We start from the raw sequence: 14342 nt of genomic DNA, 5'->3' as shown, positions 1-14342 counted from the left end.
GGTGCGGCGGCCGGTCCGCCGCACCACCGCTTATTCCGTTCCCTCGCCCGCCGTGATCCAGCACCATGAGGCGGTGCCGTACACACTCGCCGACCTCCTGCCGTCCGTCGCCGCGTCCTTCGGATCGGATCGCCCCGGCCCGCTGGCGCTCGCCCCCAATCGCGATGTCGTGGTCCTGCTGATCGACGGACTGGGCGCCGGACTCCTGGCCCGGCACCGGGATACCGCGCCGACCCTGGCCGCGCGGATCACCGCCACCCTCGCCGCCGGATTCCCGGCGACCACCGCGACCAGCCTCAGCAGCCTGGCCCTCGGCGCCCCCTGCGCCACCCACGGCATCATCGGCTACAGCTTCGCTCTACCCGATCCCGGCGGAATACGGCTGTTCAACGCGCTGCGCTGGCGATTCGATTCCGCGACCGGAGACGATGCCCGCGAGGACTTCCCGCCGGAAACCGCGCAGACCGGCACCAGCCTGCTCCAAGACCTCGCCGCGCGCGGCGTGGAGGTGCACTACGTCGTCCCGGAGTATCAGATTCGTTCCGGCCTGACCCGCGCCGCCTTCCGGGCCCCCGGCACCCTGCATCCGGCCGCCACGCTCGACGAAGTGCGCACCGGAATCCTCGAGGTCGCCCGGCATCCGGGAACCGGATCGCGATTCGCCTACGCCTATTTTCCCGATCTGGATTCCACCGGCCACCTGCACGGCCCCGAATCGCCCGAGGCGCTGGCGGTCCTGCGCGATATCGACGCCTTCGTGGCCGGCCTGCTCGCCGAACTACCGGATACCTGCACACTGCTGATCACCGGCGATCACGGAATGATCCACGCCGACACCGTCATCGATCTCGACGCGCGCACCGAGTTGCACCGCGATATCCGGCTGATCGCGGGTGAGGCGCGGGTGCGCCATATCTACCTCGAGCGTCCCGAGGCCGCGGCGGACGCCCTGGCCCGATGGACCGCCGGACTCGCGGGCGGCGCCCGCGTGGTGACCCGGGAACAGGCGCTGGACGAGCAGTGGTTCGGCCCGACCCCGCCCACCCCGGTGATCGCGTCCCGGATCGGCGACCTGCTGGCCGTCGCCGAGAACCGTACGGTGCTGGTACGACCGGAACACGAACCGCTGGAGTCGATGATGGTGGGTCATCACGGGGCGTGGACCGACGATGAACAGCTGGTCCCCCTCATCAGCTCGCACCAACTCTTGACCTGAACCATTATTCAGGTTTTAGCGTGACGGTATGCGAACAGAATCCACACCGGACACCGAACCCACGACCCTGCGACAGGTGTTCCCCGACCTGTGGGAGACCCGGGAGTTCGTGGTCCCCGGAGGCCCGCGCACCCACGCCTACCTCTGGACCCCGCCCACCGGCGGGAACATCCTCTTCTACTCCCCCGGCGACGACCGCGATTTCGATGCCCTGGCACAACTCGGCGGTGTCACCCGCCAGTATCTCAGCCATCAGGACGAAGCCGGTCCGATGCTGCGCGCGGTCACCGGCCGTTTCGGCAGCCGCCTGCACGCGCCCGCGCCGGAAGCCGACGCGATCGGCGCGTTCGCCCCGATCGATGTCCCGCTCGACGGCCGGGCGGTGGACGACGCGGGCATCGACGTGATCCCGACACCCGGCCATTCCCCCGGCAGCACCAGCTATCTGGTTCCCGGTCACGGCGGCCGCACCTACCTGTTCACCGGCGACACCCTGCTGCGCTACGCCGACGACGTCTGGCGCACGGGTTACATCCCGGGCTACAGCGACAAGGAGGGCCTGTACGCGGCCCTGGACATCTTCGCCGGGCTGACACCGGATGTGGTGGTGTCCAGCGCCTTCGTCGACGGAGCCGCCGGAGTGCACCGGGTCGAGCCCGGTGCCTGGCCCACCCACCTGGACCAGGCCCGGGCCGGACTGGCATAACCTCGAGCTTCCGGTCGAGCTCACGGCCGCGCGCGGGAATCCCGGTCCGGACGCGACTCCAGGATCGGCAGCGTGAAGCGTTGCAGCAGTTCGGTTTCGATCTCCGGATCGGCCGGCCACAGCAGCAGGGACAGCACCGTGCGGATGAGCCAGGCGGCGGCGACCGGATCGTCGCGCAGGCCGACGAACTCGGCGGCGATCTCCAGCAGGGCCGGCGAGGCGGCGAAGGTGGCGACGGCCCGCGCGCCGGGATCGGATTCGAGAAAGGCCATGAGCACCGGATCGGCGCGTATTTCCCGGATCGCGACGATGAGCACAGTGTGGACGCGGTCGGCGCCGGTCCGGTCGCTGACCGCCTCGTCCACGACGGCGGTGATACGGGTCGCGGCCCGCGCCATCACGGTCTCCCGCAGCCGCGTCTTACCGCCGGTGTGGCGGTAGACCGTCGCACGGGAGCAGTGCGCGCGCCGCGCCACCGCGTCGATATCGAAATGGTCGAACCCGTGCTGGGCGATCAGGTCCGCCGCCGCGGCGTAGATGTGATCGGCGGCGGTTTCGTGGCGGTCGGTACCCAGCAGCCAGTCGATTGCCATATCTCAGTATGAGACGAAACCACTCTCCGGATATCGGAAACACACAGGTTGGACCCGGTCCATGAGACATACGCACGGCCGTCGCCGATCCATTTCGTATCGACATCGGTCGCAAGCCTTGCCGGAGGGGAGCACGCTGGGCGAGCGTTGGGCTCATGCAGGATCTCGGTGACGCCGCGTCCACCGCGCCCCCGGCGCCGGTTTCCGCTTCGACCTGGGCCCGGCGCCGCACGCTGATCGTGTCCTGCCTGGCCGTATCCCTGGTGGTCGCCACCATGGCCGCGCTCTACACCGCGCTACCGGGGATCGCGGTGGACACCGGCGCCGGCCGCACCCAGGCGACCTGGATCATCGACAGCTACACCCTGGCGCTGGCCTGCTTGGTCCTGCCCGCGGGCGCCATCGGTGACCGGTACGGCCGCCGGCTGATGCTGATCATCGGGCTCATCGTGTTCTGCGCCGCCTCCGTCGTATGCCTGCTGACCCTGGACGTCGGCATGCTGATCGGCGCACGCATCGTCGCCGGTGTCGGCGCCGCGCTCGTCATGCCTTCGACGCTGTCGCTGATCACCGCCGGATTCCCACCGGACGCGGTCGGGCGCGGGATCGGGTTCTGGGCCGGGTTCGCCGGCAGCGGCGGCCTGCTGGGCCTGGTCGGCTCGGGCGCGCTGCTGCAGTGGTGGTCCTGGCAGTCGGTGTTCATCGTCCTGACCCTGAGCGCCGCCCTGCTGGCCGCCGCCGCCTTCACCCTTCCCGAATCCCGCGGTAGCGACCGGCGGCGATTCGATCTGCCGGGAACCGTCGCCATCGTCGTCGCGATCGCGACGTTCGTCGCGGCGCTGATCGAGGTCGGCGAACGGGGCTGGACCGATCCGTTCATCCTCGGCGCGCTGGTGGTCACCGCGGCCGCCGCCACAGCGTTCGTACTGGTCGAACTGCGCTCCCGCAATCCCCTGCTGGATCTGCGGCTGTTCGCGCGCCGCGGATTCGCCTGCGGTTCGGCGTCGGTCACGGTGCAGTTCTTGATCACGTTCGGACTTTTCCTGGTGGTCGTGCAGTATCTGCAACTGGTCCTCGGCTACAGCCCGCTGAAGGCGGCGGTGGCCTGTCTGCCCATGGGCGCGGCCATCGTCGCCCTGGCCGGGGTCGCGCCGCTGCTTACCGCCCGTTTCGGACTCCGGCTCCCGACCACCGCGGGCCTGATACTGATCGGTGTGGCGCTGCTGCTCATGAGCCGCCAGACGCTGGACTCCGGTTATCCGAACCTGCTGGTGGCACTGTCGGTCTTGAGTATCGGACTGGGCCTGGCGGCCGCCCCGGCAACCATCGCGATCATGAGCGATACACCCGCCGAGAAGCACGGTGTCGCCGCCGCGGTCAACGACGCCACCCGCGAAATAGGCGCGGCGATCGGAATCGCGATCGCCGGAACCGTCCTCGGCTCCGGTTACCGGACCACCATCGCCCCCGTCCTGCCCCAACTCCCCGAACCGGCCCGCGAACCGGTGGCCGATTCGCTCGCCGCCACCCTCGAACTCGCCGAACGCGCCGGACCGCAGGCCCAGCCGCTGGTCGACCTCGCGCGGGCGGGTTTCGTCGAGGGTATGCAGCATACGACCCTCGTCATGGCCGCGATCAGCTTCGCCGGCGCGGTGGCTCTGGGCATCTGGGCGCCCGGCCGGCCCCGCGAATCCGAGCGCGCTTGAACGCCGGCGCGGCGCGACCGGCGGGTATCGCCGGCCGCACCGCGTCACGTGCGACGGATCAGCGAATCACCGTCACACTGACCCCGGGCGGTGCGGCCACCGGCTCGTCGATGATCACCCGCAGGGTGGAACCCGGAGCGGTCGCGGCCCGTTCCGCGAATTCGGCGATGCTCGCCCCGAGGCGCTGTTTGGCCTCCGGCGTGAAGTTCGGCGGCAGCGCGCCCAGCACCGGCCCGAGGTTCAGGCCGGTGATCGCCCGCGCCTCGGCATCGGTGAGGTCCACCGTGACCGCTTTCGGCGACGGGGTCACCTCCAGTGCCGAAGCCGTACCGCTACCGAAAACGAGGCAGCCGAGCGGGGCAGCGAGGGCGATCAACGGGGTGAGAGGTCTCACGGAATTCATCTCCTGACTTCGTGGGATCAGTTTCTTCACTGGATGATCGGCGCCGGTACGGCCGGCGCCGGCGGCGCCGAGGACTCGGGACGCCGTTTCTCGGACACGGGTCGGCCGTGTCGAGAGTTCGAGATGTTCCGGGGTCGAGGGGCTCCTCATCCGCCCACGGGAAATCCACCGGGGCGGGACCGCGCGCAGAACAATCCGGGTTCGGCGGCGTAGCAGAGGTCGCCGTGCACCGCGTACGCGCGGAGGATGCCGGAACTCACCGGAACCGGGAGATAGCCGGCGGCCGGGGCGGACGTTCCCGCTCCCGCCGCCGACCCGTCAGCGACGGGAGACGCAGAGGCGCAGTAACAACACCGATCCGGTGGCGGCGGCGCGGTAGCCGATGAGAGGCGGGCGAGGGCGCCGGTGCGCGGAGCCCGCCGCGCCCAGCAACAGGGCGGCCAGGAGCAGCGCCGCGACCCACAGGTGATCCGTTCGCGGGCGGACCGCCGGTGCGCGCAGGCACGCGTACGGACAGTGCACTCCGTGCCCGTCCGATTCCCGCGGATCGAACGGCGTCACCGTCACCGCATCACCCGTTGGCGTGGGCAGAGCGACCGGCGAAACCTGCTGAACGTGAATCGATTCGGATCCGGAACTGTCACGGACCTCGAGTGTCAGCACGACCGCGGCGAGCACAAGCAGCAACACCTGTACCAGGCTCGGCCGCCGCGCCATACGAGTCACAGCCGCCGATACTAGGCGACGCCCGGAACATCCGGACATTCACCCCATTACCGGCACTGGGAACGAATCCGGCTCTGCCCCAATGAGACCCGGTCAGCGGCGGTCCGCCCGGGCGGGTGGCTGCGCGGGCCCGGCGGGAGCGCAGCTCGCGACCAGCCCCGCCACGGCACCGCGCAGCCGGCGCCGGATCTCCTCCTCGGCGCGGACGGTGAGTACGAGATGGTGGAACATGCCGACCAGCGCCAGCGCCAGCCACTCGGGGTCCGCCGCGGCGCCGATCCGTCCGAGCCGCTGTTCGGCGGCGAGATAGCCGGCCGCCGCCACCTCGATCGCCTCCAGCCCCGCCGTTTTGGCACCGAGGACCGCGTGGACCCGTTCGACGAGGTCCGGCCGCGCGACGAGAAGCCGGACGAACACCCACACCCGCGACGGCGGCGTCGAGAGGACCGCGTCGCACAGATTCGCCGCGATATCCCCGGTACCGGCCCGCTCGGGAAGCCCGGTCGCTCCCGCCGCGATGAGAAAGGCGCGGTCCACGGCGTAGTCGGCCAGGAAGTGCCCGAGATCGGCGAAATGCGCATAGAGCAGCCCGGTGGCGACTCCGGCCTCCGCCGTGACCGCACGACCGCTGAGCCGGCCCGGCCCCTCGCGGACGATCACGCGTTCGGCGGCAGCGAACAGTTGCTGCCGGACTTCCGGTATGGCGACACCTCTGGGCACCCCTCCGAGTCTACGGAACTTGCCGCCAATATGAGCGTGTGCTCATACTGGAGTTTGAGCGATTGCTCATACTTGCCCGGACCAAGGAGCGGACAGTGACGAACGACCGGACCCCCACCAGCACACCGGCACGAAAGGCGGTGGTGGCGGGCGCCGGGATCGCCGGCCTGGCCACCGCCCTGCGCCTGCACCGGTCGGGCTGGCAGGTACTCGTGGTGGAGCGATCCCCGGTCCGCCGGACAGGCGGCTACATGGTGAATCTGCTCGGCCGCGGCTACGACGCCGCCGACGAACTCGGCCTGCTACCCGATCTGCGCGACCGCGATCTGGGCCTGTTCACCTCGATCCTCGTCACGGCCGACGGCCGGCGGAAGTTCGCCGTCCCGGCGGCCTTCGCCCAGGCGGCACTGGGCCCCCGCGCGCTCACCGTATTCCGGGGCGATCTGGAATCCGTGCTGTACGCGGCGGCGCGCGAGGTCGCCGATATCCGGTTCGGTACCACAGTGCGGGCGGTGGAACAGGACAGCGCCGAGGTGCGAATCGAGTTGAGCGACGGCACTTCCGAACGCGCGGACCTGCTGGTCGGCGCCGACGGTGTGCACTCCGGAGTGCGCGACGCCGTCTTCGGACCCGAATCCCGATTCCGGGTCGATCTCCGGCACATGGTCGGAGCCTTCCCATTGACCCGGGTACCGCGGGAGATTCCGGAGAATTCGGGCACCACGTTCATCGGACCCCGGCGCACCGCGGCCGTGATCAACCTCGGGCCGGGACGGTCCTCGGCCTTCTTCACCTACCGGGCCGCCGACCCCGCGGCCGAAATTGCCGCCGGACCGGTATCCGCCCTCACCGCAGCCTTCGGCGATGTGGGAGGCGGCGTGCCCGACGCCCTCGGCCGGCTGGCACAGGCTCCGGAGGCGGCCTACTTCGATTCGGTGAGCCAGGTGGTCGCGGACTCGTGGAGCCGGGGCCGGGTGGTACTACTGGGCGATGCGGCCTGGTGCGTCTCGCTGTTCGCCGGTCACGGCGCGGCCCTGGCCCTGGCCGGAGCCGGGGAACTCGGCACCGCGCTGGACGAGCACGCCGGCGATATCCCGGCGGCGCTCACGCACTGGGAGGCACGATTGCGGCCCGAGACCGCCAAGCGGCAGGCACTGGCCAGGCGCGGTATGAGCCAGTACGCCCCGCCCACCCGGGCGCATATCCGGGCCCGGGATCTGATGATGCGCGCGATCACCCTCCCGGTAATACGCGGCCTGGCCGAACGATCGCTGCAGCGCGCGAACCGGTAATGGATAAGAAACACCGGTGAAATTTTGTCTCGATAGTTTCCGGACGCTCGACCAGCTGATTCCGGAGGTACCCATGACCGATTTCCTCGCCCGCGACGCCGCCGAAACTCTCACGCGCGGCCTGGGCCGGCGCGGGTTCCTCCGGGCGGCGGCCGCGGTGGGCGCCGTCGGCGCGGCGGCGACCGCGACCGCCTGTTCCACCGGAAGCGGCGCCACCAACCCTGTTTCGACCTCCTCACCCGCCGTACCGTTCAGCGGCGGCGTCCCGATCCTGCAGCCCGGCCAGGGCGATATCCCCGGCGACCACTATCTGCGCTCGGAAGTGGATCAGGTGCTGTGGGGTTATGTGCCCAACGTCCACAGCAAAGAAGTGCTGCGGATGAAATCCGGTGAGACGGTCACGATCGACGCGGTCTCGCACGAGGGCATCCTCGAGGATCAGGGCCGCGACCCCGTCGAGTATTTCGGAGCGAAGGGCGTGGCGAAAGGCGATGTGCTCGCGGACGCCGTCGCGATCGCCGAAGGCTACGACCGCACGCCCCGGGATTTCGACAAGGACGGCCCGCATATCGTCACCGGACCGGTGTTCGTCGAAGGCGCGCGCCCGGGTGATGTGCTCAAGATCGAAACCCTCGCCGCCGTCCCGCGGGTGCCCTACGGCGTCGTATCGAGCCGGCACGGTAAAGGCGCGCTGGCCCGGACCGCGAACGGCGAGGCCCCGGCCGGTATCTCACTGGAGGAGGTGATGCCGCCGGTGGCCACGGATCGGCGCCCCACCGGCGACCCGCGCGACTACGGCAATGTCTCCACCTTCACCGCCATCGAAGAAGGCCTGGGCGTCATGCCCTTCGGTGACGCCAAGGTGCGGTTCCCGCTGCGCCCGTTCATGGGCATGATGGGCGTGGCCTTCTCGCCCGATACCGACCCGAAAGCCGCGTCGGCCAATTCGATCCCCCCGACCCGCGGCGGCGGCAATATCGATATCCGGCTCCTGGGCGCCGGATCGGCCTTCTACCTGCCGGTTTTCGCCGAGGGCGCCCTGTTCTACGTCGGCGACCCCCATATGGCGATGGGCGACGGCGAAGCCGCGCTCACCGCGATGGAAGGGTCGCTGCGCGGTACGTTCCGGCTCACCGTCTGCAAACCGGGTTCCGGTGACGCACCCGAGATCGCGTACAAGTACCCGTTCGGTGAGACCGAGGAATCGTGGATCCCGATCGGCCTGTCCGATCCCGACGGATCACAGCACGGCCAGTCCAGCGATCTGAACGTGGCCATGCGCCGCGCCGTGGTCAACGCCCTCGATTTCCTGGAGCAGGAGAAGGGCATGGACCGGGCGACCGCGTACGCGTATCTCTCGGCGGCGGCCGATTTCACCGTTTCCCAGGTCGTGGACCGCACCGTCGGCGTCCACGGCCAGATCTACAAATCCCACTTCGCCTGACCGGTGCCCGGCCGCGGAGTTCCTCCGCGGCCGGACAGGACAGACCCGCACCCCGCAAACCGGCGCCGACCCGTGTGTTCCACTCACCCTCTATACATGCATACCGAATGTATGTAACTATCGTTAGACCGACAGAGGGAGGAACAATGTCCGACCACAACCAACCCCGGCGCGGCGCCGTCGCCCATCTGAGCGGCGCGAATATCCGATACCGCGAAACCGGCGAAGGACCGCCGGTCGTCTTCGTCCACGGACTACTCGTCAACTCCGACCTGTGGCGGCATACCGTGCCACCGATCGCCGCGGCCGGATACCGCTGCCTCACCCCGGATTGGCCGCTCGGCTCCCATTCGATCCCGGCCCCCGGCGCCGATCTCACCCCCACCGGCCTCGCGGACCTGATCGCCGAATTCCTCGATCACCTCGACCTCACCGATGTCACGGTCGTCGCCAACGACACCGGCGGCGCCATCACCCAGATCCTGCTGACCCGCCGGCCGGAACGCATCGGCCGCGCGGTCCTCGCGGCGGTGGACTCCTACGAGAGCTTCCTGCCGCAGCCGTTCACCCTGCTACCGCAGGTCGCACGGGTACCGGGAGGGATACGGGTGATGACCGAACTGCTGCGGCCGCGGTCCCTGCACCGCCTCCCCTTCGTATTCGGCAGGCTGACCAAACGCCCGATCCCGCGCGAGACGATCGACTCCTATCTGCGCCCCGCCATAGAGTCGGCGGCGATCCGGGCCGACCTGCGGCGCTTCCTGCGCCACGCGCACCGCGGCTACACGCTGGACGCCGCTACCCGATTCGGTTCGGTCGGCGTGCCGGTACTCGTCGTCTGGGCCCGGGAGGACAAACTGTTCCCGGCGTCCTTCGCCGAACGTCTGGTCCGCGACCTCCCGCACGCCACCCTGGAACTCGTCGACGACTCCTACACCCTGATCCCCGAAGACCGGCCCGAGTTGCTCGCCGAACGAATCCTGGAGTTCACTCGGCTGCATGCCACGCCGTAGCCAGGAGGACCGCTCCCGCACCACCCGGACCACGCTCGAGGAAACCGGCCGCCGCCTGTTCGCCGAGCGTGGGTTCGCGGGCACCTCCGCGGAACAATTGGTGTCCGAGGCCGGGGTCACGCGGGGCGCCCTGCAACACCACTACGGCGATAAGCGCGGACTTTTCCTCGCGGTCCTGGAACAGCTGGAAGTCGAGATCACCGCGGAAATAGCGCAGTCCCTGCGGGCGGCGCCCGCCGACGACATCCTCGTCGCGATGGCGTCCGGCCTGAACACCTTCCTCGGGATCTGCGAGCGACCGGAGTTCATCCGGATCGCGTTGTTCGACGCACCGGCGGTCCTGGGCTGGCCGGCCTGGCGCGAACTCGAAGCCCGCCACGGCCTCGGCCTGATCACCACCGAACTGGAACGCGCCCGCGAGTCCGGCCTGATCACCGCCGATGCCGTACCGGTCCTGGCCCAGCTCCTGCTGAGCGCCGTCTCCGAGGCGGGCCTCATCGTCGCCCACGCCGAGGACAAGGAAACCGCCCGCGCCCAAACCCAGCAATCACTGCTACTTCTGGTCAGCGGGCTGCTTCGCACCTGAAACAACATTGCGAGCGCAGCCGTCGGCCGCGAAAGTGGTCCCATGCCCAGCTTCGCCGATTTCGACCGCCGCCACTACCGAACCGTCGATGTCGCAACCGGCTACGACGGTTGGGCGCCCACCTACGAGCAGACCGTCCTCGACCACATGGACCTGGCACTCCTGAACCGGCTGCGGCGGCCGAGCTGGACCGGAATCCGGCGGGCCGCCGATCTCGGCTGCGGCACCGGCCGTACCGCGGCCTGGCTCCGGCAGTACAGCGATGCCCCGATCGACGGAATCGATCTCAGCGAAGGGATGCTCGCCCGCGCCCGGGAACGGAACGTGCACGACACCGTGACGCGCGGCGATGTCCGCACGACCGGATTACCCACGGGGTCCTACGATCTCGTCATCTCCTCGCTGATCGACGAGCATCTCCCCGATCTGGCACCGTTCTACACCGAGGCCCGCCGCCTGATCGCCCCTGGCGGAATCTTCGTACTGGTCAGCTACCACCCGCAGTTCATGATGGTCACCGGTATGCCCACCCATTACACCGGCGACGACGGTGAACCACTCGCGATCTCCACTCACCTGCACACCCTCGGCGACCATGTGACCGCCGGGGTCGCGGCCGGATGGCAGCTCGCCGAACTCACCGAATCCTCGATAGACGACACCTGGATCGCCGCCAAACCCACCTGGGTCGCGCTCCGGGGACACCCGTTCACCATGGCCTCGGTCTGGGTGTAGCTCCACCGCCGGCCATCGGCTACGGCACTCGGCGGCGAGGCACCGGCCGCTCGGGAGGCGATATGCGCGTATCACCCACGGGACTTGCCAGACGACGTTCCAAGGCGGTGAACGCGGCGATCACCTCGGGGCACTCGAAGGCCCGGTTACGGCGGCCGACGGTGAGCTGCCGCAGAACTCCGGACTCGGCCAACCGCGCGATAGCGGTATTGGCGGCAGGAAAACTGCGCCCGGTGAGCGACGCTGCCGTGGAAACGGTGAGTATCGGCGCGCCCACCAACTTCTTCAGCAGCAGATCGAGCGTCGAGGCGGTTCGCACCGTGCCGAGCCGCGTACGCCATCCGGCTTCCAGCTCGACCGCCCTTTCCTCGAAGGAAGTTGCGTCCGCTGCCGCACGAGCGCACGCGGCCGCGAAGCGCGCCACCCAGATATTCAGGCCCTCCAGCGCCTGCTCCGAGTCCGCGCGACCGGTGTAGCGGAAGCGCTCGAGACCATCGATATAGCTGTCGCTCCAGGTGGCGAGTATCAACGACACCGGTGCCACCACTCGCTGGGCCAGACCTCGACGGCGCAGCACGAGATGAATCAGCGCTCTGCCGGTTCTGCCGTTGCCGTCGACGAATGGATGAATCGTTTCGAACTGGGCGTGCGCAACCGCGGCCTGCACGACGGCAGGTAGATCGTCACGGTTGCTGAACTCGATCAGATCGCGCATCAATTCGGAGACCTGGCCCGGAGGCGGCGGAACGAACTCCGCCGCACACGGGTTGAACGAGCTGCCACCGATCCAGTTCTGGACATCTCGTAATTGCCCGCCGTGATGGGACAGCCGGGTCCCGGCGAGCAACCGGCGGTGAATTTCGAGCAGCACTTCGCCGGTGATCGCCTCGCCGATACCGATTGCACTGGTAGCGACGGCCATGGCATCGATGTTCGCCAGAACTTCGGCTGCGGTCACATCGGCGATCTCGCCTTCGAGTTCTCGCGCCGCTTCGGCACGCAGCAGCCGTCGAGCCCCGATTTCCAAACCCTCGATACGCGACGAGGCGATGGCTTCCGCGCGCAGCAGCAGACGAGACAGCGCCTCGGTCTCGACAAGAGCTTTCGCTTTCCTGTCGAGACCCGATATCGCCACTTCCGCGTCGACCACGTCGGCGGCGGTGTCCTTGGTCAGCACTATCGGCCTGGTATTCACCGGGTCGGGCAGATACGCGCGATAGTTCCCCGAAGCCCGGTCTCGCCTGGAGAGACCGCCTCCGTCGGGGTCACCGATCCAGCGCAGCTGCACAAACTCGGCCATCGAACCTCCTTATTGAAGGTTAACCCATAATCTTTAATAAGGAGCATCACTATGTCCGATCGGGAATTCACGATCAGGGAACTCGAGCGTGCTTTCACGATCAGAACGGTGTTGGAAGCACCAGAAGGACCCGAGCCGTGGCTCGGGTCCTTCTGTCGTATGAACTACCCGCCGGGCCGTGGCCCGCCGGGCTCAGCTCACCAGGAGCTCTTGTGCACGCCCGGCAGCTCGCCGCGGTGCGCCATCTCGCGCAGGCACACACGGCACAGACCGAACTTGCGGTACACCGCGTGCGGCCGGCCGCAGCGCTGGCAGCGGGTGTAGGCGCGCACAGCGAACTTCGGCTTGCGGTTGGCCTTGTTGACCAGTGCTTTCTTGGCCATGTCTCAGTTCTCCTTGAACGGGAAGCCGAGGTGCTTCAGCAGGGCACGGCCTTCTTCGTTGTTGGTCGCGGTGGTGACAACGGTGATGTCCATACCACGCGGGCGATCGATCTTGTCCACATCGATCTCGTGGAACATCGACTGCTCGCTCAGACCGAACGTGTAGTTGCCGTTGCCGTCGAACTGCTTGGGCGACAGACCACGGAAGTCACGGATACGGGGCAGGGCGATCGAGACCAGGCGGTCCAGAAACTCCCACATCCGGTCACCGCGCAGGGTGACCTTCGCGCCGATCGGCATACCCTCACGCAGCTTGAACTGCGCGATGGACTTGGTGGCCTTGCGGATCTGCGGCTTCTGACCGGTGATCAGGGCCAGATCGTCGACCGCGCCGTTGATCAGCTTCGCGTCACGGGCGGCGTCGCCGACACCCATGTTCACCACGACCTTGACCACGCCGGGGATCTGCATGACGTTCGGGTAGTTGAACTCGCTGTTCAGCGCATCCTTGATCTCGGCACGGTAGCGCTGCTTGAGCCGGGGCTGCACTTTCTCGGAGGTGGTCATATCAGATGTCCTTCCCGTTCTTACGGGAGATCCGAACCCGCTTGCCGGTTTCTTCGTCGGTGCGGTAGCCGATCCGGGTCGGGTTACCGTCCGAGTCGACGACCATCACGTTGGACACGTGGATGGGCGCTTCCTGGGTCACGATGCCGCCCGAGGAGGCGCCACGCAGGTTCGCGGAGTTCGCGACGTGCTTCTTGATCCGGTTCACGCCCTCGACCAGGATCCGGTTGTCCTTCGGGAAGGCCTGGATGACCTTGCCCTTGGCACCCTTGTCCTTGCCCGAGACGACGAGCACGGTATCGCCCTTGTGCACCTTCATGTCAGAGCACCTCCGGGGCCAGCGAAACGATCTTCATGAACTTCTTGTCGCGCAGCTCGCGCCCGACCGGGCCGAAGATGCGGGTGCCGCGCGGGTCGTTGTCCGCCTTGATGAGCACGGCGGCGTTCTCGTCGAAACGGATGTAGGAACCATCCGGACGGCGCCGTTCCTTGGTGGTGCGCACCACGACGGCCTTCACGACGTCACCCCGTTTGACGTTGCCGCCCGGGATGGCGTCTTTCACGGTGGCGACGATGACGTCGCCGATACCGGCATAGCGGCGCGACGAACCACCGAGAACGCGGATGCAGAGAATCTCCTTGGCACCCGTGTTGTCGGCGACGCGCAGCCGCGACTCCTGCTGAATCACTTCAGCCTCCTCGACCTGGACGAAAAGCACGCCGGATTGCCGACCCGACGGGCATGGTCTGTCGCCACCCGAACGCGCGCCTACCAGCGGTTCTTCTACGATCTAGACGATCAACCACCGGGGGTTCGCGGCCGAATCGCGGGCACCGGGCCCGCAGGCAACCGGTCAAGGATAGCGAATCCCCAGCTCGGAGAGAAATCTGGGGAGGGGGCTGTGATTTTGGAGCGGCTCCGCCGCTCGAGGGTGGGGCCCCGGGGGCCCGG

Annotated in this window: 17 protein-coding genes; 8 read left to right on the top strand and 9 right to left on the bottom strand. The window is 68.3% G+C overall.

What is annotated here, in order from left to right; all coding sequences use genetic code 11:
- The first annotated feature begins 1 nt into the window (after window position 1).
- Together ACWDU1_RS17730 and ACWDU1_RS17725 are read left to right on the top strand one after the other, a co-directional pair.
- Complete coding sequence (locus ACWDU1_RS17730; RefSeq protein ID WP_449999721.1) at window positions 2–1216, top strand: alkaline phosphatase family protein; 1215 nt, start codon at window positions 2–4, stop codon at window positions 1214–1216.
- Window positions 1217–1283: 67 nt separating this feature from the next.
- Window positions 1284–1922: an MBL fold metallo-hydrolase gene (locus ACWDU1_RS17725; protein ID WP_449999723.1), complete on the top strand. Its 639-nt coding sequence runs from the start codon at window positions 1284–1286 to the stop codon at window positions 1920–1922.
- 20 nt (window positions 1923–1942) lie between these two features.
- Here the strand turns inward: ACWDU1_RS17725 and ACWDU1_RS17720 are convergent, their stop codons facing one another.
- Window positions 1943–2515 (bottom strand): TetR/AcrR family transcriptional regulator, encoded by a 573-nt coding sequence (locus ACWDU1_RS17720; RefSeq protein WP_449999719.1) that lies wholly within the window; start codon window positions 2513–2515, stop codon window positions 1943–1945.
- Window positions 2516–2670: 155 nt separating this feature from the next.
- Between ACWDU1_RS17720 and ACWDU1_RS17715 the strand changes: the two genes are divergently transcribed.
- Window positions 2671–4221 carry an MFS transporter gene (locus tag ACWDU1_RS17715; protein WP_449999718.1) on the top strand — a complete coding sequence of 517 codons (1551 nt, stop codon included), beginning with the start codon at window positions 2671–2673 and terminating at the stop codon, window positions 4219–4221.
- A 58-nt stretch (window positions 4222–4279) separates the two neighbouring features.
- Here the strand turns inward: ACWDU1_RS17715 and ACWDU1_RS17710 are convergent, their stop codons facing one another.
- The 3 genes from ACWDU1_RS17710 to ACWDU1_RS17700 all read right to left on the bottom strand — a co-directional run bounded on the left by ACWDU1_RS17710 (window position 4280) and on the right by ACWDU1_RS17700 (window position 6070).
- A complete protein-coding gene (locus ACWDU1_RS17710; RefSeq protein ID WP_449999716.1) occupies window positions 4280–4615 on the bottom strand; it encodes a hypothetical protein in 336 nt (111 codons plus the stop codon).
- Window positions 4616–4942: 327 nt separating this feature from the next.
- Entirely contained in the window at window positions 4943–5350 is a 408-nt protein-coding gene (locus tag ACWDU1_RS17705) for a hypothetical protein (protein WP_449999714.1), read from the bottom strand.
- Window positions 5351–5443: 93 nt separating this feature from the next.
- Entirely contained in the window at window positions 5444–6070 is a 627-nt protein-coding gene (locus ACWDU1_RS17700; protein ID WP_449999712.1) for a TetR family transcriptional regulator, read from the bottom strand.
- A 95-nt stretch (window positions 6071–6165) separates the two neighbouring features.
- Here ACWDU1_RS17700 and ACWDU1_RS17695 point away from each other — a divergent pair, with 95 nt between their 5' ends.
- From ACWDU1_RS17695 to ACWDU1_RS17675, 5 genes are all read left to right on the top strand, one after another.
- On the top strand, window positions 6166–7362 hold the full coding sequence (locus tag ACWDU1_RS17695) for an FAD-dependent monooxygenase (RefSeq protein WP_449999710.1): 1197 nt from the start codon (window positions 6166–6168) through the stop codon (window positions 7360–7362).
- Window positions 7363–7435: 73 nt separating this feature from the next.
- Entirely contained in the window at window positions 7436–8806 is a 1371-nt protein-coding gene (locus tag ACWDU1_RS17690; protein ID WP_449999708.1) for an acetamidase/formamidase family protein, read from the top strand.
- Window positions 8807–8952: 146 nt separating this feature from the next.
- Window positions 8953–9819, top strand: a complete 867-nt coding sequence (locus ACWDU1_RS17685; RefSeq protein ID WP_449999707.1) for an alpha/beta fold hydrolase — start codon at window positions 8953–8955, stop codon at window positions 9817–9819.
- A complete protein-coding gene (locus ACWDU1_RS17680) occupies window positions 9806–10405 on the top strand; it encodes a TetR/AcrR family transcriptional regulator (protein WP_449999705.1) in 600 nt (199 codons plus the stop codon). Before ACWDU1_RS17685 ends, ACWDU1_RS17680 begins: the two co-directional genes overlap by 14 nt.
- A gap of 42 nt (window positions 10406–10447) precedes the next feature.
- Window positions 10448–11140: a class I SAM-dependent DNA methyltransferase gene (locus tag ACWDU1_RS17675; protein WP_449999703.1), complete on the top strand. Its 693-nt coding sequence runs from the start codon at window positions 10448–10450 to the stop codon at window positions 11138–11140.
- Between the two features lie 19 nt (window positions 11141–11159).
- Here ACWDU1_RS17675 and ACWDU1_RS17670 read toward each other — a convergent pair whose 3' ends face one another.
- From ACWDU1_RS17670 to rplN, 5 genes are all read right to left on the bottom strand, one after another.
- On the bottom strand, window positions 11160–12440 hold the full coding sequence (locus ACWDU1_RS17670) for a Fic family protein (protein WP_449999701.1): 1281 nt from the start codon (window positions 12438–12440) through the stop codon (window positions 11160–11162).
- 197 nt (window positions 12441–12637) lie between these two features.
- Window positions 12638–12823, bottom strand: coding sequence for a type Z 30S ribosomal protein S14 (locus tag ACWDU1_RS17665; RefSeq protein ID WP_014349101.1), 186 nt, complete (start codon window positions 12821–12823; stop codon window positions 12638–12640).
- A 3-nt stretch (window positions 12824–12826) separates the two neighbouring features.
- A complete protein-coding gene (gene rplE, locus ACWDU1_RS17660) occupies window positions 12827–13390 on the bottom strand; it encodes a 50S ribosomal protein L5 (protein ID WP_449902000.1) in 564 nt (187 codons plus the stop codon).
- A 1-nt stretch (window position 13391) separates the two neighbouring features.
- Window positions 13392–13709 carry a 50S ribosomal protein L24 gene (rplX, locus tag ACWDU1_RS17655; RefSeq protein WP_030522663.1) on the bottom strand — a complete coding sequence of 106 codons (318 nt, stop codon included), beginning with the start codon at window positions 13707–13709 and terminating at the stop codon, window positions 13392–13394.
- 1 nt (window position 13710) lies between these two features.
- Window positions 13711–14079: a 50S ribosomal protein L14 gene (gene rplN, locus ACWDU1_RS17650; RefSeq protein WP_014349098.1), complete on the bottom strand. Its 369-nt coding sequence runs from the start codon at window positions 14077–14079 to the stop codon at window positions 13711–13713.
- Window positions 14080–14342: the final 263 nt, after the last annotated feature.

Source organism: Nocardia sp. NPDC003345 (assembly GCF_053589395.1).
The sequence above is the reverse complement of the archived record's forward strand: the minus strand, read 5'-3'. Positions and strand labels throughout refer to the sequence as shown.